Origin of the sequence: Solilutibacter silvestris (genome assembly GCF_050574925.1) — a bacterium.
GTDB lineage: Bacteria > Pseudomonadota > Gammaproteobacteria > Xanthomonadales > Xanthomonadaceae > Solilutibacter > Solilutibacter silvestris_A.
In genome coordinates this window covers 87,782-113,230 of sequence record NZ_JBCMOO010000004.1, presented here as the reverse complement: position 1 = coordinate 113,230, position 25,449 = coordinate 87,782, and the positions used below count along the sequence as shown (strand labels likewise).

The window sequence follows — 25,449 nt, the reverse complement described above, 5'->3', positions numbered from 1 at the left end:
CCTCCCCGCCCCGCGTCGCCCACGGCGATGCGGGGCACTCCGGTGCCGGCAGCCTGCCTCCCCGGGCTGCCGGCTTTTCTTTATCAAGGAATGCACGATGACGACCAGCGACAACCGGATCAGGAAGGTCGTCGTCGTCGGTGGTGGCAGCGCGGGCTGGATGGCGGCCGCGGCGCTGGTCACCTATCTCGACAAGTCGGTGTCGGTGCGCCTGGTCGAATCCGAGGAGATCGGCATCGTCGGCGTCGGCGAATCCACCGTTCCCTTCATGAAGACCTTCAACACCCAGATGCTGGGCATCGATGAAGCCGACTTCATCCGCGAGACCGAAGGGACGTTCAAACTCGGCATCCAGTTCAACGACTGGGCGCGCATCGGCGACAGCTACGTCCACGGCTTCGGCACCATCGGCCGTTCGCTGGGGCCGCTGCCCTTCCATCAATACTGGTTGAAACTGTTCCTTGCCGGGCGCGCACCGGAGATCGGCGCATATTCGCTGCCGACGGTCGCCGCGCCGCTCGACAAGTTCGCAATCAGCCCGCCCGATGCATCATCGGGTTCGTCGTTGGCGGACATCGCCTACGGCTATCAGTTCGACGCCGGTCTCTATGCGCGCTACCTGCGTGGCCTGGCGGAGCGCCGTGGCGTGCAACGCACCGAAGGCAAGGTCGTTGATGTCGTCCAGCGCGGCGAAGACGGGTTCATCGAAGCGATCGTCATGGAAAATGGCGAGCGCATCGAAGGCGAGTTGTTCATCGATTGCTCGGGCTTCCGCGGCCTGCTGATCGAGCAGACACTCAAGACCGGTTACGAAGCCTGGACCCGGTGGCTGCCCTGCGATCGCGCGATGGTCGCGCCCAGCGCAAGCGCCGGACCATTGACGCCGTACACGCGCGTGAGCGCGCGCCCGGCGGGCTGGCAATGGCGAATCCCGACACAGTCGCGCGTCGGCAACGGCTACGTCTATTCCAGCAACCACATCAGCGACGACGAAGCCGCCGCGACCCTGCTCGCGCACCTCGATGGCCCCGCGCTGGCCGACCCGCGCCCGTTGCGCTTCACACCCGGTCGCCGCAAGCAGTTCTGGAACAGGAACGTGGTCGCCGTCGGCCTGGCCGGCGGTTTCATGGAGCCGCTGGAATCCACCGCGATCTACCTGGCGCAGTCGGGCGTCCAGCGCCTGCTCGGCCTGTTCCCCGATCGCGACTGCGATCCGCTGCTGCGCGACCGCTTCAATCGCGAATCGGCGTTCGAACACGAGCGCGTCCGCGATTTCCTCGTCCTCCACTACAACGCCACCGAACGCGACGACACGCCGTTCTGGAACCACTGCCGGACGATGGCGATTCCGGATCCGCTGCGGGAAACGATCGACCTGTTCCGCCTCGATGGCCGCTATTTCCGCAACGCCGAGGATTTCTTCGCGTTGCCGAGCTGGGTGCAGGTGATGCTGGGCCAGCGCATCGTCCCGCGTGGCTATCATCCGATCGTGGATACGTTGCCCGCCGACCGGCTGGAACAATTCGTCGATCGCACGCGCCAGGACGTCGCGCGCGCCGTCAACGCGATGCCCGACCACCAGGTCTTCATCGATCACTACTGCAAGGCGATGCCGTGATGACACTGCGCAATTGGCTCGGGTTGGCGCTCACGACGACGTTGTCCCTTTCCGCGCACGCGAAGGATGCGGCGAACGGCGTATCGATCCAGCCGCTCGACGGTGCCTGGTCGTTCCGCCTGCAACCCGACGACAAGCAGGCCGCCGACCATCGCGCGATGACGACATGGCGGCGCGCGACGGTGCCGGGGACGGTGCATACCGATCTCCTCGCCAACCACCAGATTCCCGATCCCTATGCCGGTGCACCCGAAGCGGGATTGCAGTGGATCGGACTGGCCGGCTGGGAATATCGCCGCAGCTTCGATGTCGATGCCGCGGCCTTGCGCGCGCGCCGCAACGACCTGGTCTTCGCGGGTCTCGATACCCTTGCCGATGTCTGGCTCAACGGCGAACGCATCCTTTCCGCCGACAACAGTTTCCGCACCTGGCGCGTGCCGGTGCATGGCCGCCTGAAGGCGCGCGGCAACGAATTGCGCGTCGTCTTCCATTCGCCGATCGCCACCCTGCTGCCGCAGGTGCAGGCGATGCCGCACAAGATCGCCGGCAATTACACCTCGCCCTATGGCGATGAACCGAAGGACGCGATGACCGCGAACTTCGTGCGCAAGCCCGGCTACCACTACGGTTGGGACTGGGGTCCGCGCTACGTCACCTCCGGCATCTGGCAGCCGGTGACGCTTCAGAGCTGGAACGGGGCGCGCATCGACGACCTGCAGATCCGCCAGGACCACGTCGACGGCGAACGTGCCGACCTCACCGCGCGCGTGCGCATCGATCCCGCAGCATCCGCGCACTATCGCGTGCGCCTGTGGCAGATCGCGCCGGATGGCAAGCGTTCCGCGGCTGGCGATCGCGAGGTCGATGCCACGGCAATGACGACCGTCGACATTCCGGTGCGCATCGACCGCCCGCAGCGCTGGTATCCGAACGGCTATGGCGCCCAGCCGCTGTATCGTTTCGAAGCGGAAGTGCTGGCGGACGGTCATGTGAGCGATCGTTTCGCTCGCCGCACGGGATTGCGCAACGTCGAATTGCGTCGCGAGAAGGACGCCTCCGGCCGCAGTTTCGAATTCGTGGTCAACGGCATCCCGGTGTTCGCCAAGGGCGCGAACTCGATTCCCTTCGACATGTTCGCGCCGCGGCCCAGCGATGCGCAGATCCGTCGCATCCTGCAATCGGCACGCGACGCCAACATGAACATGTTGCGCAGCTGGGGTGGCGGCTACTACGAACGCGACGCCTTCTTCGATGCCGCCGACGAACTCGGGTTGATGGTGTGGCAGGACTTCATGTTCGGTGGTGGCATGCAGCCGGCCTACGATCCCGCCTTCCGGGCGAATGTGGTCGCCGAAGCGCACGACCAGCTGCAACGCCTGCGCAACCACCCCAGCATCGTCCTGTGGTGCGGCAACAACGAGGAAGAGATCGCCTGGAAATACTGGGGCCACGGCAAGGAGCTGACTGCCGCCGATCCGGCATTCGCGAAGAAGGTCTGGGACGGCTGGCAGCAACTGTTCGATCGCGATCTGCGCGACGTGGTGCAACAGGAAAGCGGCGGCATCGCCTACTGGCCAAGCAGCCCGAGCGCCGACGATCTCGCCGGCAAGGCCGACATCAACGACTCCGGCGATCGCCATTACTGGGAAGTCTGGGGCGGCCCGGCCCACCCCTATGAAAAGTATCTGGAGATCACGCCGCGCTTCATGTCCGAGTACGGCCTGCAGGCGTGGCCGCAGATGCGCACGATCCGCGCCTTCGCCGGCAAGCAGGCGTTGGCCATCGACAGTCCGGTGGTGACCGCGCACCAGAAGTTCATGGCCGGCAAGGGCAACGAACGCCTGATGCACTACATCACCATGGAATACGGTATACCGCGCGATTTCTCCGATTTCGTCTACCTGAGCCAGGTGATGCAGATGGACGGCATTTCGCTGGCGGCGCTGCACCACCGCGCCAGCCGTCCGGTGACGATGGGGTCGCTGTACTGGCAGCTCAACGATGTCTGGCCGGGGGCGTCGTGGTCGAGCATCGACTGGTTCGGCCGCTGGAAGCCGCTGAACTACGCCGCTCGCCGTTTCTATGCGCCAGTGGCGGTGGCCGCGTTGCGCCAGAACGGACGCACCACGGTGACCCTGCTGTCGGATCGCACCACGCAGCGCCAGGGCCAGTTGCGGACGCGCCTGTTCGATCTCGACGGCAAACTGCTGCGTGACGAGACCACGAACGTGACGTTGCCGCCGCTAAGTGCTTCGGCAGGACTGACGCTGGACGATGCGCAGCTGCTGCGCGGTATCGATGCGAAACGGACAGTCGCCACCTTCGATCTTGCCGTCGCTGGTGAACCGGCCTCCCGCGGCCTGGTGTATTTCGCGCATGCGAAAGACATCGCCTGGCCCGATCCCGGCCTGCACCGCGAGTGGTCGCGCGATGGCAAGACGCTGCGCCTGACCGCCACCCGTCTCGCCCGCAGCATCTGGCTCGATTTCGGCGATCTCGACGCCACGCCTTCCGACAACGCATTCACCCTGTTGCCGGGCGAAACGGTCACGCTGCGGGTCCGCGGCAATGCCTCGCCCAAACAGTTGCAGGCCGCCCTCCACATCCGCAGCCTCGCCGACGCGCTTTCCTCAACGCCTTCCTCGAATTGATGCCATGAACATGTCCGAACACGCCATTCCGCCCCTGCCCGACTTCCGCGATCCGGAGGCTCTGCGCGCGCACATCCGCCAGACGATGGCCTTCTACCATCCGCATTGCATCGATCCCGATGGCGGCTTCTTCCATTACTACATGGACGACGGCACGATCTACGACCGCAGCCATCGCCACCTGGTCAGCAGCACGCGCTTCGTCTTCAATTACGCGATGGCGGCCAACGAGTTCCGCGAGGATGCGGCGTTGCGCCAGCAATATCTCGACGCTGTCCGCCACGGCCTGCGCTACCTGCGCGATGTGCATTTCGATCCACAGAGCGGCGGTTACGCCTGGACGATTCGCGACGGCAAACCGGAAGATCTGAGCCAGCAATGCTACGGCGCGGCGTTCGTGCTGCTGGCCTACAGCTGCGGCCTGAAGGCCGGCGTGGAGGAAGCACGGGCGTGGATGGGTGATGTCTGGGATCTGCTGGAACAACGGTATTGGGAAGCAGGCCCCGGCCTCTATCGCGACGAGGCGACCCGCGACTGGACGTTCTCCGACTATCGCGGCCAGAACGCCAACATGCACATGTGCGAGGCGATGCTGGCGGCATACGAGGCCAGCGGCGAACAACGCTATCTCGATCGCGCGTTGCTGCTCGCCGACCACATGACGCGCCGCCAGGCCGACAAGGCCGATGGCCTGGTGTGGGAGCACTACGACAAGGATTGGAACGTCGACTGGGATTTCCATCGCGACGATCCCAAGCACCTGTTCAAGCCGTGGGGATTCCAGCCCGGCCACCAAACCGAATGGGCCAAGCTGCTGATGATCCTGCACGCGCACCTGTCGAAACATGGCGCTGCGCCGGAATGGCTGGTTCCCAAGGCGCGCTTCCTGTTCGACGAAGCGATTCGCAAATCCTGGGACGATGAATTCGGCGGCATGGTCTACGGCTTCGCGCCGGACAAACTGCGCGCGCCCGGCGTCGAAGGTCGCTTGCTCGCCGATGGCGAAACCTTCGTCTGCGACGAGGACAAATACTTCTGGGTGCAGGCGGAATCGATCGCCACCGCGGCGCGCCTCGCTGCCGTAACCGGCGACGCGCGTTACTGGGATTGGTACGCCAAGCTCTGGCAGTACGCCTGGCAGCACATGATCGACCATCGCTACGGCGCCTGGTATCGCATCCTCGATCGCGAGAACCGCAAGTACAGCGACGAGAAGAGTCCGGCCGGCAAGACCGATTACCACACCATGGGCGCCTGCCACGACGTGTTGTCGGTGCTGCGCGCGCACGGATAAGGAAGAACGACATGGCGATGCGCGCACGAACACTTTCCGTCTTCATCCTCGCCGCGCTCGCCGCCCATGCCGGCGCGCAATCGCGCCCGGCGCCGGCATTCGCGAGTTCGTTCGAATCGAATGATCCGCAGCCGCTGCTCAAGACCGATGGCGGCATCGCGCTCGCCATCGGCAACGGACCGGAGGCGCCTTACAACGCCAAGGCCAAGGCCGGCTACAGCGGGCTGCATGCATTGCGCTACCAAGGCCGGGGTGCCGGTGGCCGCACACGCTTGTTCGCGGTCGACATCCCGGTTGACGCCGACACCGCGTTGTCGTGGCTGGTGCTTCCTGAAATCACTGGTGGCATCGTCGATGGCGATACCGTCGCCTCCACCGGCATCGGCATCGACCTGGTGTTCGACGATGGTCGTCGCCTGTCGCAACTCGATGCCCGCGACCAGCACGGCGCCGGCATCACTGCGGCAGGACAAGCCGCATCGAAAACGCTGTACCCGCAACAGTGGGCGCGCAAACAGGTGCGCGTGGGAGATATCGCTTCGTTGCGCGGCCACCGCATCCACGCGATCGAACTGGAACTGCAGCCGGTGGGCGGCGCAACGGCGCAAGGCTGGATCGACGACATCGCGATCACCTCGTCGCCACGCGTCGTCAGTACCCGCCCTTCCGACGACGTGCTCACCACGCGTGGCACCCAGTCGAACGGCACCTTCTCGCGCGGCAACAATTTCCCCGCGACCGCGCTGCCGCACGGCTTCAACTTCTGGACGCCGGTGACCGATGCCGGAACGCTCGGCTGGCTGTATCGCTGGAACGAAGGCAACGACGGCGACAACCATCCGCGCCTGCAGGCGTTGGCACTGAGCCATGAGCCGAGTCCGTGGATGGGCGATCGCCAGACCTTCCAGGTGATGCCGTCGCTGGCGACGGGCGAACCGGAAGCCGATCGCAAGAAGCGTGCATTGTCGTTCCGTCACGACGACGAAATCGCGCGCCCCTATCTCTACGGCGTGCACTTCGACAACGGCATCGCCGCCGAGATCGCCCCCACCGATCATGCCGCACTGTTCCGTTTCCGTTTCCCGGCCAACGACGGCAAAAGCGGCAGCACGCTGCTGTTCGACAACGTCGACGCTCGCGGCGGATTGACGCTGGATTCCGCGACGCAAACATTGAGCGGTTACACCGATACCCGCAGCGGCCTGTCCAACGGTGCCGGGCGGATGTATGTCTATGCGCGCTTCGACCAGCCATGGCAGGGCAGCGGCACGATCAAGACCGGTCGCCCGACCGGCTACGTCAACTTCACGGTCGGCGCCGATCGCGAGGTGCGCATGCGCATCGCGACTTCGCTGATTTCGGTCGAGCAGGCGAAACACAACCTCGAACTGGAAATCGGCAACGCTACGTTCGACGCCATTCGCGATCGCGGGCAGGCAGCATGGGATGCAGTGCTCGGTCGCGTCCACATCGCCGGCGCCAGCGACGACCAGCGCACGACGACATATTCCAACCTCTACCGACTGTTCCTCTATCCCAACAGTGCGCACGAGAACACCGGCAGCAGTGCGCAGCCGCGCTGGATGCATGCCGACCAGAGCAGCTGGGCCAAGGACAATGCCGGTGGCGACGCGCAACGCACGTCCGCGCGCATCCTGCCCGGCAAGCTCTACGTCAACAACGGCTTCTGGGATACCTACCGCACCGCCTGGCCGGCCTATGCGTTGATCGCGCCGAAGCAGGCCGGCGAGATGGTCGATGGCTTCCTCCAGCAATACCGCGACGGTGGCTGGGTCGCACGCTGGTCCTCGCCCGGTTACGCCGACCTGATGGTGGGCACCAGTTCCGACGTCGCCTTCGCCGACGCCTGGTTGAAAGGCGTGCGCGGCTTCGATCCGCGCGAGGCCTATGCCGCGGCGCTGCGCAATGCGACCACGATCGCGCCGGCGCCGAACGTCGGTCGCAAGGGCATGGCGGCATCGCCCTATCGCGGATACATCGATACTGGTGTTGGCGAGGGATTGTCGTGGAGCCTGGAGGGCGGACCCAACGATTTCGGCATCGCCCAGCTGGCCGAAGCGCTGGCCAAGACGTCGCGCAACCCCAGGGAAGCGCGCCGTTACAACGACGAAGCCGCCTACTTCCGTGGTCGCGCGCTCGACTACGCGCATTTGTTCGATCCGGCGACGGGTTTCTTCCGCGGTCGCGAGGCCAATGGCGGCTGGCAGAAGCCGGCGAATGCATTCGATCCGCGCGTCTGGGGCGGCGACTACACCGAAGGCAACGCCTGGACCTACGCTTTTCCCGCTGTCTATGACAGCCATGGCCTCGCCGCGTTGTATGGCGGCCGCGACGGCTTGGCGAAAAAGCTCGATGCCCTGTTCTCGACGCCGGAAACCGCGGGCAAGGAATTCTCCGGCAGTTACGGCGAAGTGATCCACGAGATGACCGAAGCGCGCGACGTGCGCTTGGGGATGTATGCACACAGCAACCAGCCCTCGCATCACCTCGCCTGGTTGTACGACAGCGTTGGCCAGCCATGGAAGACCCAGGCATTGACGCGCGAGATCCAGCGCCGGCTCTATCTCGGCAGCGAGATCGGCCAGGGCTATCCCGGCGACGAAGACAACGGCGAGATGTCGGCGTGGTACGTGTTCGCAATGCTCGGCCTGTATCCGTTGCGGATGGGGGCACCGGAATACGCGATCGGCTCGCCGGCGTTCGATCGCGTCGACGTCACCATGGACAACGGCCGCACCCTGCACGTGATCGCGCGCGGCAACAGCCTGCAAAACGTCTACGTGCAGTCGTTGAAGGTCAACGGCAAGCCATGGACGAAAGCATGGTTGCCGCACGCGGCGATCGCCAACGGCGGCACGCTGGAGTTCACCATGGGCCCGAAACCCTCGCGCTGGGGCAGCGGCGAACGCGATCTCGCGCCATCGCTGACGAATGCCGGCCAGGCGCCCAAGCCGCTGTGCGACCTCGCGTCGCAGCTGGCATCTTCAACGTTCGCGAACGGCGCTTCCGCGAAAGCGCTGGTCGATGGTGATGCGATGATCGGCGCGGCGATTGCCGGCGAAAATCGCGACGTGCGCCTGCGTTTCGATCAGCCACAGAAAATCGATTTCTACACCCTGACGACCGGTGAGCATGCGGATACGCTCACGCTCGGTTGGACACTGCAGGGTCGCAACGATGCAGGCACCTGGCACGATATCGACCACCGCACGGGAGAGACCTTCCCGTGGTCGCGACAGTTGCGCCCGTTCCGCATCACGCATCCGCAGGCGTGGCGGGAACTGCGGTTGCGTTTCGACGGCAGTGCGCAGTTCGATCTCGGCGAAGTCGGGTTGATGCAGGCGCGGCGCTTTGATGTTGCTTGTTCGAAATAAAGCGCGCCGGGAAAAGCATCGCCCGGCTTTGCGTCTGCTGCGGTTATCCATATCGCCGACACGCCGTGAATACGTCCATGTAGGCTCATCCGCCGCATCCATGCGGCGGAATGGTCGGCGATACGGACGAACCGCACAGACGCTGCCGGTGACGGGCTTTTCGCTTCTCTCTCAGAAAGCAACAACACGCGCGCGGCGGGCGGGTGCGCCAGTCCGGGGCGTGGGCATTGCGCCGCATGGATGCGGCGCATGAGCCTACATGGATGTACTTGCGGCGTCCCACGCACCGGAGCTGGCCTCCCGCCAAGCCAGCGCGTGCGATGTTGTTACTTCTCCTTCCGCCAATTCACCGATGCACGGTTCTCGACCGTGCTCGACTCGATCTGGATGTCGAAGCCCTTGCGTAGCAGGTATTTCAGCATCAGCACCTGGCCGGTGCCGAGCAGCGACACGCCGTAGCCGACGTACATCTTCGGCGACAGATACTTGCCGACGCCGAGCACGCTGCCACCCAGCGCGCGCGACTGCATCACGCCGGCATCGTCGAGGCCGATCTTCGATCCCAGCTGCGAGGCCAACAGGCCCTCACCCGCGTTCAGCGCGGCCGACATCGCGCTCACTTCGCTCTGTGCGTTGCTGTCGAGCCCGGACAAGGAATGACCGGTCACCAGCAGCGCCAGCGCATCGTCCTGGCTGCTGGCGGGATCGCTCCACACGTCCGCCTGCGGTCGTGACGCGCGGCCGCTCACCGAAATGCCGGCGGTGACATCGCCGAGTGCGCGTTCGGCACGCACGTCCAGCACCGGATTGCCGACCGGATCGTTCGACCACACCAGGCGTCCGCGGGTGATGGTGAGGTTCTGCCCATAGGCGCGATAGCGTCCGCTGACATCGAGGGTACCGGTCGCCAGCGTGTCGCGACCGGGCCGCGCACGCACGCGCAGGCTGCCGCCGAGCTGACCCTTCAGTCCGAAGCCGTTGATGTTGACGTTGTCGCCGAGCGCGAGCTTGAGATCGAGATCGAGCGGCAGTCCGGAACTGGTGCGCTCGGGATCAACCGGATCGAGGATCACCACGTCGCTGGATCGCGTCGCGCCACCGCTCAGGCGTTCGAGATCGATGGTCGCCGATGGCAGGCCGACGGTGCCGGTGACCGTCAACGGTTGGCCGGCGCGGAACTTCACCAGCACGTCGGGATCGGCAACCGCCTTGAGTTCGCGCGTGTCCGACACCAGGACGTTGCGACCCTTCACCGACAACTGCAGCGGCGTGTCCTGGCCCAGCCAGCCCAGCGTGCCGTCGACGTTCAAGGTGCCTTCGCCGGAACGCAGGTTGCCGCTGATGCGCGCATTGCCATCGGCCTGCGCTTCCATCTTGATCGTGCCGTTGTCGATCACCAGGCCGAGTGCCGGCAGGTCGGTGCGGAACTCGCTGAGCACGGCATTACCGCCGATGCGCGGCGCGGCGCGCGAACCCGCCAGCAGGATGTGACCGGCGAGATGCCCCTGCGGATCGACGATGTCGGGCGAGAACAGCTCGATCAGGGTGAGGTCGCGAGTATCGACATCGATGCTGCCGGCGAGTGGCGCGTGTTCGTCCCAACCGGTCGAGACATCCGCGATGATGTGGCCGTTGCCGTTGTAGCCGGCGTTCAATTTCCCTTGCAGGCGGTTGGGATCGAAGGTCGCATCGAGCGTCAGGTTCTGCCACTCGAACGCGGTCACATGGCGTTGCACCGGAACGCGCACGCCACCGCGCGGCGATGTCAGGTGCACGTTGCCGCGCCAGCTGCCGCCCACCGGCTGCACCGCGCCGGTCAATGCGATCTCGCCCTCGAGATCCCACGGCTTGCCGTCCTTGCGCGGCGGCAGATACGGCAACGCCAGCGCCAGCGGCAAGCCATGCCCGTCGACCTGCACGCCACGGCGCGGCCATTCGGCATTCGCGCACAGGCTGCCGCCGGCAGTGGAACTGAAACAGCTCTGCGACAGCGTCCAGTTGCTGCCGTGCTGCGCGAACTGCGCGGGCGCTTGCAACTGCCACGCCGCGCCCTTGACCGGCGCAAGATGCAGCGACGACAAGGTGCCGCGCCAGTCGTTGCCCTGCTTCAAGGCATTGCCGGTGACGGAGAGTTGGCCCATGCCGCCGCTGGCGTTCGCGGTGAGCGCGAGATGCTCCATCGCGCCGGTCGCGTGCGCTTCGAGGCGATCGAAGGTCATGCCCGCTTCGATGCCGCTGCCGGTGATCGCGAGATTGCCGTTGCCGTTCTGCCACGGCAGGCGTCCGCGCGCGCTCAAGGTCGCCGCGCGATAACTGCCGTAGCGCAGGCCGGTTCCGTTGAGATCGGCATCGATGTCGGGACCATTGCGCGGCCCGGTGATCTTCAGCGTGCCCGCCAGCGTGCCGGCGGCGTTCGGCAACAGATCGTCGAGACGCAGTGGATTCAACTTGGCATCGACATTGAAGGCGCGATCAACGCGACCCTTGGCATCGATGCGGCTGCCACCGAGCGTGAGCGCGACATCGCCACCGAATTCCATCACGTCCTTGGCGGTCGCTGCCGTGCGCAATTCCATCTTCGCGCGCCCGGAGATGGCGCGATCGCGCAGCTTGCCGCCGAGCTGCTGCGCGTCCACCACGATGTCTATGCGACGATCGCTGCGCGTCGTCCCGGTGGTTGCGATGCGACCGTTCAACGCGCCCTTCCACTCCGGCAGGAAATAGCCGGGATCGAATCCCGCCAGCGTGGCATCGGCCTTCCAGTTCAGGCTCGGCGCCCAGGCGACGCGACCGCGCGCATCCAGCCGTCCCTGCGGCATCGTCGCGCGCAGCGAATTGAAGTTCACGCCTTCGCCATCGCCGATGCCGTCGAACGTGACCTGGGCGCTGTCCTTGCCGCGCACCGCGACACCGGTTCCGGTCGCATTCCACTTGCTGGTGACGCCCGAGAAACGGAAGTCGGCGCTGGCGCCGATCGCGTCCGCATCCTTGCCCCAACGCAGTCCGCGGGCGACGACCGCGAAATCGAATTGCCCGTTCTTGGCGGGGCTGAAATCGCCATGCCCGGTCGCGGCGATGCGCCCGCCGAAGATATCGACGACCACGGGCTTGAGTTCCAGCACCTGGTTGGCGAGCCGCACCTTCGATGGCTGGATCACCGCATGCAGGTCGCCGCGATCGAATTTGCCATGCAACGTCGCCTCGTAATCCTTGCCATCGCCCTGCAGGTCGAAACTCAGCGGCGTCGTGGGTTCCGATGTCCCGGCAAGCAGGCCGGGATCGAGCGACTCGGCATTCGCGCGCAGGCTCCACACCGGATTGCGTTCGCCGTCCTTCAAGGTGAGGTGCGCGTAAAGCGGCGCCGGCGCGTTGCCGGACAGCGCGATATCCATGCGATCGAGATCGCCACGCGCGGCCAGGCCGATCACCGGGCGCGTGCGCCCCAGCGGCGCCGGCATCAGCGCGGATGCCGTCAGCGCCATGCGGTAGCGATCGGCCGGTGCGTAATCGCCGTGCACCTTGAAGTCGCCGCGATCGGTTTCCGCGACCAGGTGGTCGGCGTGCAGCCGCCCCTCTTCCACTTCCAGCGCGCCACGCACGCTGCGGATGTCGACCAGCGGCACGCCGACGCGCGTCACCGCGAGATTGTCGATGGCGATGGCATCGAAACGGATCGGCAACGGCGTGCCGATCTGCGGCAGCGATTGCGGCCAGCGCGGCAATTCGAACGGCTTATCGCTGTGCGGAAGATCGAGCGTGGCGTCGGTGATCGCGATCGAATCCAGGCGCAGCTTGCGACCGAGCAAGGGCTGCAACATCGGCCTGATCGTCACCGTATTCGCGTTGAAGGTGGTGACCAGGGGCGTCTTGCACGCCGGATACGTCACCGGCTTGCCATCCTCGTCGGGACAACCGCGATAGACGACGTGGACGCCATGCAGCGTCATCGGGCCCGACACCGGGCCTTCAGCGCTCTTCCAGCTCAGCTCGGTGCCGATCGGCAACAGGCCGCGGATGCGCGCGAGCAGGAAGTCGCGACCGGCGATCGTGGTCAGCAGCCAGTACAGGCCCGCGACCGCGAGCACGGCCAGCAGCAACATGCCCAGTCCGCTGCGCCAGGCGATCTTGCGCGCGCGCTTGCGGCGCAGGCCGCGCAAGTCGGCGATGCGCGCCTCGCGCTGTTCCGGCGTCGCATCGTCCGGCAGCGGTTCCAGCCCATAGCGTTTTTCGAGATCGCGACTCACAGGTCGGCGCCGATGTTGAGGTGAAGCGTGAACGGCGAATCGGGATGCTTCAATCCACGTGCGATGTCGATGCGCACCGGGCCGACCGGCGAACGCCAACGCACGCCGAAGCCGACGCCGGTATGCCAGTCGAGCTTGCGATCATCGAAGGCGCTGCCGCCATCGACGAATGCCGCCGCGCCCCAGCTCGCGTTGAAGTAGCGTTCGTATTCGACGCTGCTGGTCACGACATTCTTGGCGCCATAGGCGAACAGATAGCGTCCCTTCGGATCCACGAGGCGCGGACCGACTTCGCGCCAGTTGTAACCGCGGATGCTGCGATCGCCACCGGCGAAGAAACGCAGCGACGGCGGCAACGCCAGCGCGTCCTTGGCGACGGTGTAACCGAGTTCGCCGCGCAGGATCAGGCGATCCTGCGGACCCAGGCCGTGAAACCACTGCGCGCGCGCATGGCCCTGGAGGAATCCCCCGCCTGCACCGGCCGAACCACCACGCAAGGTGAAATTCGCGCCGATGCCGCGCCGCGGATACAGGCGATCGTCGACGCTGACGTAGTGCATGTCGAGTTGCGGGAAGCTCAGGCTGGCGGTCTGGTACGGCGTCTTCAAGGTGCCGTCGGTATAGGCCCAGCGTTCGCGCAGCACGTGCAGCGAGATCGCGGCGTCGAGCTTGGTGTTGATCTGCCCGGTCCGGCTGAACACCAGCTCGGTGCGACGGTTGTCGATGTAGCGGCTCTGCTCGTCGCCGAACTGCAGACCGGCGGTGTACCAGCCATCCAGCCATTTGAAGGCCGGCACGCGATATTGCAGCGTCGCCACCTTGCGCTTCTGGGCGTAGTCGACCTGCGCCAGCGCCTTGTGGCCGCGCTTGTTGAGATAGCGACGCTCCAGTCCGAAACGCGCGCCGGGACCACTGTCGGTGCCGTAGCTCACGCCAGCGGTATAGATGCTGCGTTTGGCCGGTTCCAGCGTGACCTGCACCGGCACGCGCAGGTCCTTGGCGTCGCCGGGCAGCGGTTCGATGTCGACGCGGCTGAAGTAATCGAGCGAGGTCAGCGATTTGCGCAGGCGATCGAGACGGCCCTGATGGTAGTAATCGCCTTCGTTCCAGTACACCAGGCGTTCCAGCAACTTCTGGTTGATGATCTCGTTCGGCGTCTGCTCGAACGTCACCGGTCCCATTTCATAGCGTTCGCCGCTGGCCCAGCGCAGGTCGACATCGGCGGCGTGCGCGGCGCGTGTCACCTCGACCTTGTGGCTGATGAAATCGGAATCGAAATAGCCGCGCTGGGCCAGGCGCTGGGTGATCGCGGTCTTGCCGGCTTCATAGGCGCTCTGGTCGAACACGCGGCCCGGCACCGGCTGCACCTTCTGGATGTCCTGCGTCAGGTACTGGTCCTGGGCACCCGGGCCTTCGATGCCGTAGGCGACCTTGCGCACGATCACCGGATCGCCGCGCTGGACGTCGATGGTGACGACCAGCGCGTTGCGATCGCTCGATGGCGTCACCTTGATCTGCGGCGAGTAATAGCCATACGGTTCCAGCGCGTTGCGCGTTTCCGTCTCGGCCTCCTCGAGCAGGTAATCGAGGCGGCGATCCGACACCTGCTTGCCGATCGCATCCTCCAGCGACAGCGCCGCGCGAACGTCGTTCGCCATCGCCCCGTCGATGCCGCGGACCTCCACGCGCTTCACCTGCGCCGCCTGGGCGCTGGCGCAGGACAGGCAGAACAACACCGGCAGGAGTCGAGGGAAGCGCATCGCCCACAGGATACCGTCCGGGATGCGTCGGGCGTTAACGCATCCCCCACATTCGCCTGGCTTCCGTCAGCTGCGCATGCCGACGCCGCGCTTGAGCAACCACAGCGCGAGCGTGGTCAGGCCGATGACGAACAGCAGCATCAGGCCGAAGGCCGCGCCCATCGCCACGTCGCTCTGTCCGAGCAGGCCATAGCGGAACGCATTCACCATGTAGAAGATCGGATTGAGATGGGTCAGCGTCTGGGCCCATTCCGGCAGGAGCTTGACCGAATAGAACACGCCGCCGAGATAGGTCAGCGGGGTGAGGATGAAGGTCGGCACGATGGCGACATCATCGAACTTCTTGGCGTAGACCGCGTTGATGAAGCCGGCCAGCGAGAAGATGGTCGCACCCAGCAGCACCGATGCGATCGTCACCAGCGGATGCGGTACCCGCACATGGGTGAAGAACATCGCGATCACCAGCACGATCGCGCCGACCATCAGGCCGCGCAGCACCGCGCCGGCGACGTAGCCCGCCAGCATGACCCAGTTCGGCATCGGCGAGACCAGCAGTTCCTCGATGTGGCGGCCGAACTTGGCGCCGAAGAAACTCGAACTGATGTTGCCGTAGCTGTTCTGGATGATCGACATCATCACCAGGCCCGGCACGATGAAGTCCATGTAGCGGATGCCGTCCATGGTCCCCACCCGCGAACCGATCAGCCCGCCGAAGATCAGGAAGTACAGCGTCATGGTGATCGCCGGCGGCATCAGGGTCTGGCCCCAGATGCGCAGGATCCGCATCACTTCGCGTCGCGCGACGGTAAAGAAGGCGACCAGATTCGGGTTCGCGCCACTCATGCCTGCGCCTCCTTGGGATCGGCAACCATGCGCACGAACAATTCCTCCAGTCGATTCGATTTGGTGCGCATCGAGCGCACGCGGATGCCGGCGTCGGCGAAGGCGGCGAACACGCGGTTGAGATCCATCGCCCGCGGCATCTCGAGATCGATGGTGTGGCCGTCGATCGCCACCAGCGTGGTGCCTTCGATCTGCGGCAACTGTGCCGGCAGTTCGCCATCGATGTCGAACAGGAAGCCCTCGACGTCGAGCTTGGCCAGCAACGCCTTCATCGGTCCCTCGGCGACGATCTGGCCGCGGTTGATGATGGCGAGGTTGCGGCACAGGCTTTCCGCTTCCTCCAGGTAGTGCGTGGTGAGGATGATGGTGGTGCCGGCGGCGTTGATCCGCTTCAGGGTTTCCCACATGCCGCGACGGATCTCGATGTCGACGCCGGCGGTCGGTTCGTCGAGGATCAAGAGACGCGGCTCGGTCATCAGCGCGCGCGCGATCATCAGGCGGCGCTTCATGCCGCCGGACAGCGTGCGGCTCATCTTGTCGTGCTTGTCCCACAGCAGCGCGTCCTTCAGCACCGCCTCGGCGCGCGGCAGGGCGACTTCGCGCGGAATGCCGTAGAAGCCCGCATAGTTCACGCAGATGTCGAGCGGCTTCTCGAACATGTTGAAGTTGAGTTCCTGCGGCACCAGCCCGATCAGGCGCATCGCGGCGTCGCGATGGCGATCGATATCGACGCCGAACACCTCGACGCTGCCCGAGGTCTTGTTGACCAGCGAGCTGATGATGCCGATCAGGGTCGACTTGCCGGCGCCATTGGGGCCGAGCAGCGCGTAGAAATCGCCGGGTTGAACGTCCAGCGAGATGCCCTTGAGGGCTTCGACGCCGTTGTCGTAGGTCTTGCGGAGGTCATGCACGCTCAGGGCGGGCACGCGGGCGGAATCCGTCATTGCAGCGAAGGATCGCAAAGGAGAGACCCGTTATTATAGGAGTCTTATGTCGAAGTTCTTCCCAATCCGGCTGCTCGAACGCCGGCAGATCGCTGCCTCCGTCCTCCACCTCGCCTTCGTCCGCGACGACGGCGAAGCCCTGGACTACACCCCCGGGCAGTTCATCCAGATCCATTTCCCGCTGGCCGATGGCAGCACCGCGCGCCGCAGCTATTCCTGCGCCACCCGCCACGACCACCGCATCGCCTGCGGCGAGGCGGTCGAGTTCGTCGCCAGCATCGTGCCCGGCGGCGCCGCCACCGCGCTGTTCCAGGGCATGGAGATCGGCGACCACCTGCAGGCCAGCGGCCCGCTCGGCCTGTTCACCCTCAAGCCGGACGACGCCAACCGCCGCTACCTGCTGATCGCCACCGGCACCGGCGTCGCCAGCTATCGCTCGATGCTGCCGCAGCTCGACGCGTTGATCCGCGAACGCGGCATCGAAGTCGTCTTGGTCCACGGCGCCCGCGTGCCCTCGGAACTGCTGTTCGCCGACGAATTCCTGGCGATGGTCGACAAGCATCCGGGCAAGTTCCGCTACCTGCCCTGCCTGTCGCGGGAAGCGTTGAGTGGCGACGATGTCGCGGCCTTCGCCCATGCCGAACCCGCGCACGGTTACGTGCAGAACCGCCTGGCCGAACTCGCGCCGACCGCCGGCGACGACATCGCCTACATGTGCGGCAATCCCAACATGGTCGATGCCGTGGTCGCCGCGCTGAAGGAACACGGCCTGCCGATGAAGGACATCCGCCGCGAGAAGTACATCAGCCTGAAGTGACCGGCTCTATTTGACGAGCCGCTTCAACGGAACCACGTTCGCGGAATTCGTCCCGTTGTGCTCCGCCTGCTGCAGCAATGGCGACAGGACGCGCTCGAGGATGGCCATGCCTTCACGGATATCGGGCACGCTCATCGACGAGAAGCCGAGGATCAGGCCCAATGCTTCCGGCGGTTGCACGTAGCAGGGATCGACCGTGTAGAGCGCGAGTCCTTCCTGATGGCCGCGCCTGACCAGCATCGCGCCCGCATCCGCGCCAAGACTCTTGAACGTCGCCAGCAGGTGCATCCCCGATCTGGGCAGGGCGAAACTCGCGGTCGTGCCGAAGCGCGCCATCAGTTCGGAGGCGAGCGCGGTGCGTCGGCTCAGCAACTCCTCCGACACCCAGCGCAGGTGCCGGGCGTAGGCGCCGCTCTGGATCAGTCCGGCTAGGGCCATTTGCTCCAGCGTGGGCGAGCCGAAATCGAGCGTCCATTTCGCCGCCAGCAGGTCCTGCTGCAAGGCCGGTGGCGCCACGATGTATCCCAGGCGAATTCCGGCGGAGAACGATTTCGACAACGTGCCGACATAGATCGTGCGTCCGTTGCGATCGGACGCATGCAGCGACAGCAATGCCGGGCCGTTGATCCTGAATTCGCCGTCGTAATCGTCTTCGATCACCCAGGCCCCGCTGCGCTGCGCATAGTCCAGCAGCGCCGTTCGCCGCGCTTCCGACAACACCGTGCCGGTCGGGAACTGGTGCGACGGCGTGGTGTAGATCAGTTGCACGCCGGGCGGAATCTCGTCCACCACCATGCCATCGCGATCGACCGGCACCGGAACGATCCTGGCGCCGGCGATCTGGAACAGCTTGCGCGCACTGAAGTATCCCGGCTCCTCGAACGCCACGCTATCGCCGGCATTCAACAACGCCTGGATGCAGACCTGGATCGCCTGCTGCACGCCCGCCACGATGAGGATGTCGTCGGCATCGCAGACGATGCCGCGACTGCGCTCGATGTGGTGCGCCAGCGCGCTCCGGAGTTCCGGGTTTCCCTGTACCCGCGGATAGCGGTTGGCCGCGCGCGGGATCGCCTTGCGGATCTCCTTCGCCCACAACGCGTCCATGTTCTTGTTGCGGATGGGTTGCCCGTACTCGAAGGCATGCCGGATTCCATCCGGCCGGCGCCCCGGCATGTTCTTGAGATCGAAGACGCTGCGCGCGATCCGGCTGCGCTCGTTCTGCGGCGGAATCGCCGATTGCAGGTGGCTGCCGCGATCCTTGGCGAACCGGCTCTTCGCGACAAAACTGCCGGAACCGGTGACGGTATTGGTGTAACCCTCCGCTCTCAGGAGTTCATAGGCCGCGACCACCGTGGTCCTGGAGATGCCCAACTGGCGGCACAGGTCGCGCGACGGCGGCAATCGTTCGCCTTCCGCCAACCGCCCGCTGGCGATGGCGTTCTTCAGTCCGCGCACCAGTTGCTGGTAGATCGCGCCTTCACCATCCAGAAAGATGTCCATGCCTTGCATCCACTCGGACGGGTTCGCACCGTTGGTCCGGAGTATGCGACCAAAGCAGGCATGGCGAGCTGGTCCAATTGCCGCTGGCAACCGCGAAAATTGGACTTATGCCGCTGGCGCCTTCAGGTCCTGCCACTGGCGGAAATTCAGGATCATCGCCGGATCCCGGCGACGCCCCTTGGGGAAAACACTGCCCTGCGCCCGCGCGATCGTACGCAAGCTCGTCAGCAACAGATGGACCTCGAGATTGCTGCAGACATAGCCGCGCGCATGCCCGCGCCTGACCGGCTTGATCCAGCCGCCCGCGATCAGTCGCTTCAGGTGCTGGTATGCATGCGGCTTGCTGACCTGGATGGCCTCGGCGATATCCGTCGCCGTGATGCCGTTCCCGGTCGCGATCATGAACAGGATCATCGTGCGTTCGATGTTGCCGAAAATCTGGAATACGCGAACGAGCGAGCGCGCCTCGAGCAGCAACCCCGTCTCTTCCGTCGTGGCTGTTCTCATGTCCACCGGGCTAGCGCAATGCCTGCAGCCATTGGAGCAACGTCGTCGCGAGCGCGATCCGCGAATCCGACCACGAATGATCCGTCGCCCGATGCAGGGTGGTGATCTGCGCATTGCCTTCGGCCTTGAGCTTTGCCGCCAGGCCATCGCCGAACATCGCGAATCCGTCGTCGGAGGTCAGGACCAGCATCGGCATCTTTGCCAGCCGCGGCGCCGCGGCATCGAAGGTCCAGCGCGCGGACCCGGTGGCGAGCTCATCCGCCATCCGTTCCGGCGTGGTGCCCGTCAGTGATTCCATCCCATCGCGCATGCCCGCGACGACCTGCGCGCGCGGCATCGTGCCGATGCGCCCCATGTCGGCGGCGGAGATCAGTGCGGCCCCGATCAACTCCGGATGGTGCGAGGCCACCTGCGCGGCGACCCATCCGCCCATGCTGTGCCCGACCACAACCACGCGCTTGGCATCGATGCCGTATTTGCGCGCATTGGCGGAATCCTCGACATACGCGAGCACGGCATCGGCGTCTTCCAGATTGCCTGCAAAGCTGAACTTCCCGGGGCTGCCCCAGGAACCGCGATAGCTGAAGACCACCGCATTCCAGCCCGCCCGCCGCACGGCCTGCGCAAGGTCCTGGTTCTTCTCGTTGCCGGGCAGGCCATGGAAGAACACCACGGTCGGATGCGTCCCGCTTCCGGCCGCGAGATAGGCGATGCCGTTGATGATGTTCCCGTGCGTCGGAATGTGCAGCACTTCCATGCGCGCGGGATGGGTACTGTCCCGCGGCGGATCCGTCGCGATCGCCTGCGCAACGGAAGATTGCGCAGGCAATGACGAGGTTGCGGACAGCAGGATCGCGGTAACGACGACATGCAGGCGCATTCGGGAATCCCGTCAGTAGTCGTAGCTCACGCTCAATTGTACGTAACGCGGCTGCTGGAAGAACAACGGCCCACCGTAGGTGCTCAGCACCGTGCCGTCGCCTGGACTCCCGGTCGCGCTGGTTTCCAGCCGTGCGCTGTACTGGAGCGGCTTGCGTTCGTTGGTGACGTTGAACACGTTCGCCGCGACCGTCAGCTTCTTGTTGAAGTACCTCGGGCGATAGACGATGCCCAGGTCCAGCTGCTTCGTCCACGGGCCGTGTTCCTTGCCCGGCGCCGAGTCCTTGTTGAAGCAGGTGTGGTAGGACGAGCCGTAGCCGATCGGATCGGCATCGTTGAAGAAGAAGCCCAGGCAGTTCTTTGGCACACCCGACTGCACGAGCAGTTTGCCGGTCAACAGCCATTCCGGCGTGAGCTGATACATGCCGCGCATGCGCAGGGCATGACGACGGTCGTTCGCCATCATGCCGTAGGCGTTGTACATCAGTCCGGCGGAATCCCAGTCCTGGGTCTTGGAAATGTCGCCTTGGCCGATATCGGACTTGACCTGTCCCTCGGTATTGCCCGGGTTGCGACTCCAGGTGTAGTCGATGCGTGCCTGCCACTTGCCGTCGAACGGATGTTCCAGGTACAGGTCCAGCGCCATGTACTTGCGGATCGGTTTCAGGTTGCCGAAGCCGAGCTCCTCGTTGGTCATCGTCACGTCGGTATAGCCGGAACCGTTGGCCTTGGCGACGTGGAACACGTTGGTGCGGCCGGGATTGATGATGTAGCAGCCGGGGATGGTGTAGTTCGTGGAGCCGAGGCCGGACGCATCCAGTTTGTCGGCGATGAAACTGGTGTCGCACCAGTCGTCGATCACGGTGCCCAGCTTGCGGTAGGTGCCCTTCACACCGGCGATCCAGTTCTTGCGGAACTGCCAGTCGAAGCCGAGGATCGCTTCATCCTGATACTGCGGCTTCAGGTTCTTGGACGCGATCGAAGCCGGATCGACCGGCTGGCCGAACTCGCCGTTCGCCGAGAAAGGCGCACCGCAATTGGACAGGCCAAGCGGCTGGCCATTGATGTCGACACTCGCGTAGTTGCATGAAATCCGGTAGTTGGTGGACGGCGATGCACCGCGGATGGCGACTTCGTTCGGCAACGCCAGGTAGTAACGACCCAGATTGCCGTACAGCTTCATCGACGAGTCGCCATGGAGATCCCAGGCGAAGCCGAGGCGCGGCGCGATCTGGTGCTTCTCGTGGACATAGCTCTGGCCGGCGTTGTTCTTGTTGTTGAAGTCGTCGCTGCGCAGGCCGGCCTTCAGCATGAAGCGGTCGTTGACCTGCCAGACGTCCTCGAGATACATCGCCTTCTGCACCACCGACATCGATGCCAGCGAGTTGAAGTAGAGCTTGCGCACCACATTGCCGCCGGCGCGGTACTGCCAGAAATAACCGGGGCCGCTGGTCGTGCCGCCCTGATCGAACGCCTTGTACGTCATGTTGTCGATGCCACCGGTCAGTTGGTGGGACCCGATCTTGTATTCGACGTCGAAGCGCACGCCGGTGGCCGTCATCCTGGCGCCCGGCGTCGCGCCGACGTTCGACAGCTGCGGCAGCACCAGCTGGCTGGGATTGGTTACGCCCGCAGGCAGCTTCGCTACCGGAATCAGGTCGGGACGATTGATGTTCGGCAGCGCGCTGACGGTGGCCACCATCGTCGGATTGCGCACCGTGTCCTTGCCGTAGGTCACCGAGAAGTTCAGGTTGTCGGTCAGGTAGTTGGTGTACTTGGCGATATAGACCGTCGTGTTGAGCTTGCTCGGCGTCGAGGGCGACAGGAATTTCCCCTGGCTGAACGTGGAATAGTCGTACGCGTACGTCGAGCCGTGGGTATTGTCGTTTTCCTTGATCCCGGTCAGTTCGAGGATGTTGGAATCATTGATGTTCCAGTCGATCTTGCTGTAGATCTTCCTTGATGCATTGTCGTTGTGCGCACGCGTCGGTGCCCCTGCCTTGCTGGTTGTCGCGATCAGGGAATCCTTCGACTTCTCCGCCGACAGGAAGAAATACAGCCGGTCGGGAACCAGCGGACCGCCGACGTAGGCCGAGTAGATCGTGTTCCACAACTTGTCGTCGTTGCGCTTCTGGAACAACGTGCCCGGATTGTTCGGGTTGTCGTAGTGCCACGCGCTGACAAGAACGCCATCCGCGTTGACCGTGCCGATCGCGCTCGCCGGATCACCGGTATTGGTGCCACCCGGAAGACTCATCGCCTTCGGGTAATAGACATCCTTCGGCGCCGAAGCCAGCGCCTTCGGACGCATGGAAATCTGTCCGCCGAAGTGCCATTCCTTGGTGCCGCGCTTGCCGACCTGGTTGATCACCCCGCCATCGGAACGACCATACATGGCGCTGTAACCGCCGGTATAGGTTTCCTGTTGGGAGATCGATCCGTAAGGCAGGCTGAGGCCGCCGATGTTGGCCAGCGGATCGGACACGTTGAAGCCGTTGATGTAGTACGCGTTCTCGGTCACGCTGGAGCCGCCGAACGACACCGCGCTACCGAAGAAACCGCTGCCTTGGACCGTGCCCGGCGCCAGCAGCGCAATGGCTTCGGCACTGCGCGCGATTGGCAGCACGGCGAGATCCTTCGCGGTAATCACCGTGCGCGAATCGACCTGCGTCACGTCGATGCCGGCACCGGTCGACGTCACGGTGATCGTACCGAGTTCGTTGCCCGCCGTCGCCTGCGCACCGGCGAACGATGCTTCCGTGCCCGAACTCACTTTCACCAACACCTGCTTGGTGCCGACGACCTGGTCGCCTTTCTTCGCGGTGACGGTGTAGTTGCCGATCGGCAGATTGCCCGCGTTGTAGCGTCCCGTGCTGTCGGCGGTGACCGTGCGTGCGAAGCCGGTTTCACTGACCAGGGTGATGGTTTCTCCGGGCGCTGCGTTGCCGAAGACCGTGCCGGTGGTCGATTGCGCGTGGACGTTTCCTGCAAAGCAGATGCCGAGGGCAATCACCAGCGCACTGCGCTTGAAACCGGTCTTGTCTGAAATCGAATCGAATGCCATTGCAGTGGACTCTCGTGGATGACGTTTCGACTATGTGTCGGAAAAATTCATCGAACAAGACGTTTACAACCCATTTTTGGATTGGCATCGACGCATGGTTTCGAATTGGATTTGCGCATCTTGTCGTCGATGCGAAATGATGGGTGCGTGCGAAGTCGTGCGTGTCATCGCCGCGAGAGATAGCGCGATCCGCACCAGGCGCACCACATCCCGAACAGCAGGTGCATGAACACGCTCGCTTCGATCCATTCCGGATTGGCGAACTTGGGCCAGCCAACTGGCGTCATCGGCAGCAACACGAAATTCATGAAGAGATAGAGCAGCAACCCGTACAACGCGCCCCACAAAATCCAGCGCCTGTTGAACGTCGGTTTGCATGAAACGAACACGATCCAGGCGCCGACCATGCAGCTGGCGATGAAGAAATGACAGAGCACACCGACGGCGATGCTGGTGCTTCCGAGCGATGCCGCCTGTTTGCCGTAGATGCCGCGCGCAATCGACTGGAACACGCCCGCAATCGTCAGGCCCTGGTCGCGCCAGAACAGCCAGGCAAAAAGAATGTCAACGCATCCCAGAACGATGCCGCCGATGATGGCGTAGCGAACGATGCGTCCGATGCGTGGGTACTGCGGTTGTTTTTGCGCTGTCGCAAGCACTGACATGTGATGTTCCGGGAAAAGTCCCGTGAACTATCGTGCCTGCGCCCTGGCGAGGCCAAGCCAATTCCGCACCCCGGATCTGGACCAATCCGTCAAACCGGCACGTGCACCTGGCCGCTCATCAGCACGCGCGCACTGCGCGACATCACCGCCTTGGTCGCGACCCACCGGCCATTCATCTGTTTTACCTCGGCGCCCACGCGCAGGGTTCCGGACGGATGACCGAAACGCACGACATCGCGCGTTCCTCCGCCTGCCGCGGCATTGACCACCGTGCCCGGCACCGCCGCGGCCGTCGCGATCGCGACCGAGGCTGTGCCCATCATCGCGTGATGCAGCTTGCCCATCGAGATCGCCCGTGCCAGCAGTGCGATGTCGGCGGCATGCACGTGCTTGCCGCTGGACGAGACGTAATCCTTCGGCGGCGCGACGAATGCGACCTTCGGTGTGAGTGGTCGCCGCGCGGCTTCGCTCACGTCGTGGATCAGGCCCATGCGCACCGCGCCGGCGGCACGGATCGCTTCCAGCTTCGCCAGCAGCGCTGCGTTCTCGTTGATCGCCGATTGCAGTTCGGTGCCGTCGAGACCCAGCGCAGACGCCTCGACAAAAACCACCGGCACGCCGGCATTGATCATCGTCGCCTTGAATATGCCGACGCCGGGCACATCGAGTTCGTCGACCAGGTTGCCGGTCGGGAACATGCTGCCTCCGTCCTCACCTTCATCGGCGGGGTCGAGGAATTCCAGCGCGACCTCGGCAGCGGGAAACGTCACGCCATCCAGTTCGAAGTCACCGGTTTCCTGCACTTCGCCGTTCGCGACGGGCACGTGGGCGACAATGGTCTTGCCGATATTGGCCTGCCAGATGCGCACTGTGCAGACGCCATCGCTCGGCACCCGCGCGGGATCGAGGAATCCGTTGGCGATCGCGAACGGACCGACTGCCGAGGATAGATTGCCGCAATTGCCGCTCCAGTCGATGAAGTCGGCATCAAGGGGGACCTGGCCATACAGGTAGTCGACGTCGTGGTTGTGCACCGACGATGGGGAGATGATCACCACCTTGCTGGTGCTTGACGTCGCGCCACCCATGCCGTCTGTCTGCTTGCCGTATGGGTCGGGCGAACCCATGACCCGTTGCAGCAATGCATCGCGCGCGTTGCCCGGCGTCCGCGCGAATTCCGGCAAATCCTGGAGGCGGAAAAACACGCCCTTCGACGTGCCGCCGCGCATGTAGGTAGCGGGAATCTTGGTCTGTTTCATCGTCGT

General features: G+C 64.6%; 15 protein-coding genes. 5 read left to right on the top strand and 10 right to left on the bottom strand.

Features of this window, described 5'->3' with window-relative positions; all coding sequences use genetic code 11:
• The first annotated feature begins 97 nt into the window (after positions 1 to 97).
• The 4 genes from ABE093_RS09905 to ABE093_RS09890 are packed head-to-tail and all read left to right on the top strand — an operon-like array spanning position 98 to position 8,958.
• Complete coding sequence (locus ABE093_RS09905) at positions 98 to 1,618, top strand: tryptophan halogenase family protein (protein WP_430760722.1); 1,521 nt, start codon at positions 98 to 100, stop codon at positions 1,616 to 1,618.
• Entirely contained in the window at positions 1,618 to 4,269 is a 2,652-nt protein-coding gene (locus ABE093_RS09900; RefSeq protein ID WP_430760721.1) for a beta-mannosidase, read from the top strand. The genes ABE093_RS09905 and ABE093_RS09900 overlap by 1 nt, the downstream gene beginning before the upstream one ends.
• A 25-nt stretch (positions 4,270 to 4,294) precedes the next feature.
• On the top strand, positions 4,295 to 5,563 hold the full coding sequence (locus tag ABE093_RS09895; protein WP_430760786.1) for an AGE family epimerase/isomerase: 1,269 nt from the start codon (positions 4,295 to 4,297) through the stop codon (positions 5,561 to 5,563).
• 11 nt (positions 5,564 to 5,574) lie between these two features.
• The gene (locus ABE093_RS09890; protein ID WP_430760720.1) at positions 5,575 to 8,958 is read left to right on the top strand and encodes a GH92 family glycosyl hydrolase; all 3,384 of its coding nucleotides are present in this window, start codon (positions 5,575 to 5,577) and stop codon (positions 8,956 to 8,958) included.
• Between the two features lie 326 nt (positions 8,959 to 9,284).
• Here the strand turns inward: ABE093_RS09890 and ABE093_RS09885 are convergent, their stop codons facing one another.
• The 4 genes from ABE093_RS09885 to ABE093_RS09870 all read right to left on the bottom strand — a co-directional run bounded on the left by ABE093_RS09885 (position 9,285) and on the right by ABE093_RS09870 (position 16,749).
• On the bottom strand, positions 9,285 to 13,202 hold the full coding sequence (locus ABE093_RS09885) for a translocation/assembly module TamB domain-containing protein (protein WP_430760719.1): 3,918 nt from the start codon (positions 13,200 to 13,202) through the stop codon (positions 9,285 to 9,287).
• Entirely contained in the window at positions 13,199 to 14,962 is a 1,764-nt protein-coding gene (locus ABE093_RS09880; protein ID WP_430760718.1) for an autotransporter assembly complex protein TamA, read from the bottom strand. The genes ABE093_RS09885 and ABE093_RS09880 overlap by 4 nt, the downstream gene beginning before the upstream one ends.
• A 66-nt stretch (positions 14,963 to 15,028) precedes the next feature.
• Entirely contained in the window at positions 15,029 to 15,805 is a 777-nt protein-coding gene (locus tag ABE093_RS09875; protein WP_430760717.1) for an ABC transporter permease, read from the bottom strand.
• Entirely contained in the window at positions 15,802 to 16,749 is a 948-nt protein-coding gene (locus ABE093_RS09870) for an ABC transporter ATP-binding protein (RefSeq protein ID WP_430760716.1), read from the bottom strand. Before ABE093_RS09870 ends, ABE093_RS09875 begins: the two co-directional genes overlap by 4 nt.
• A 46-nt stretch (positions 16,750 to 16,795) precedes the next feature.
• Between ABE093_RS09870 and ABE093_RS09865 the strand changes: the two genes are divergently transcribed.
• A complete protein-coding gene (locus ABE093_RS09865; protein WP_430760715.1) occupies positions 16,796 to 17,566 on the top strand; it encodes an FAD-binding oxidoreductase in 771 nt (256 codons plus the stop codon).
• 6 nt (positions 17,567 to 17,572) lie between these two features.
• Here ABE093_RS09865 and ABE093_RS09860 read toward each other — a convergent pair whose 3' ends face one another.
• From ABE093_RS09860 to prpF, 6 genes are all read right to left on the bottom strand, one after another.
• On the bottom strand, positions 17,573 to 19,069 hold the full coding sequence (locus ABE093_RS09860; RefSeq protein ID WP_430760714.1) for a PLP-dependent aminotransferase family protein: 1,497 nt from the start codon (positions 19,067 to 19,069) through the stop codon (positions 17,573 to 17,575).
• A 105-nt stretch (positions 19,070 to 19,174) separates the two neighbouring features.
• Positions 19,175 to 19,576 (bottom strand): winged helix-turn-helix domain-containing protein, encoded by a 402-nt coding sequence (locus tag ABE093_RS09855; protein ID WP_430760713.1) that lies wholly within the window; start codon positions 19,574 to 19,576, stop codon positions 19,175 to 19,177.
• A 10-nt stretch (positions 19,577 to 19,586) separates the two neighbouring features.
• Positions 19,587 to 20,456, bottom strand: coding sequence for an alpha/beta hydrolase family protein (locus ABE093_RS09850; RefSeq protein ID WP_430760712.1), 870 nt, complete (start codon positions 20,454 to 20,456; stop codon positions 19,587 to 19,589).
• A gap of 12 nt (positions 20,457 to 20,468) precedes the next feature.
• Positions 20,469 to 23,519 carry a TonB-dependent receptor gene (locus ABE093_RS09845; protein ID WP_430760711.1) on the bottom strand — a complete coding sequence of 1,017 codons (3,051 nt, stop codon included), beginning with the start codon at positions 23,517 to 23,519 and terminating at the stop codon, positions 20,469 to 20,471.
• Between the two features lie 164 nt (positions 23,520 to 23,683).
• Positions 23,684 to 24,184, bottom strand: coding sequence for a hypothetical protein (locus ABE093_RS09840; RefSeq protein WP_430760710.1), 501 nt, complete (start codon positions 24,182 to 24,184; stop codon positions 23,684 to 23,686).
• 89 nt (positions 24,185 to 24,273) lie between these two features.
• Positions 24,274 to 25,443, bottom strand: coding sequence for a 2-methylaconitate cis-trans isomerase PrpF (gene prpF, locus ABE093_RS09835; RefSeq protein ID WP_430760709.1), 1,170 nt, complete (start codon positions 25,441 to 25,443; stop codon positions 24,274 to 24,276).
• Positions 25,444 to 25,449 lie beyond the last annotated feature (6 nt).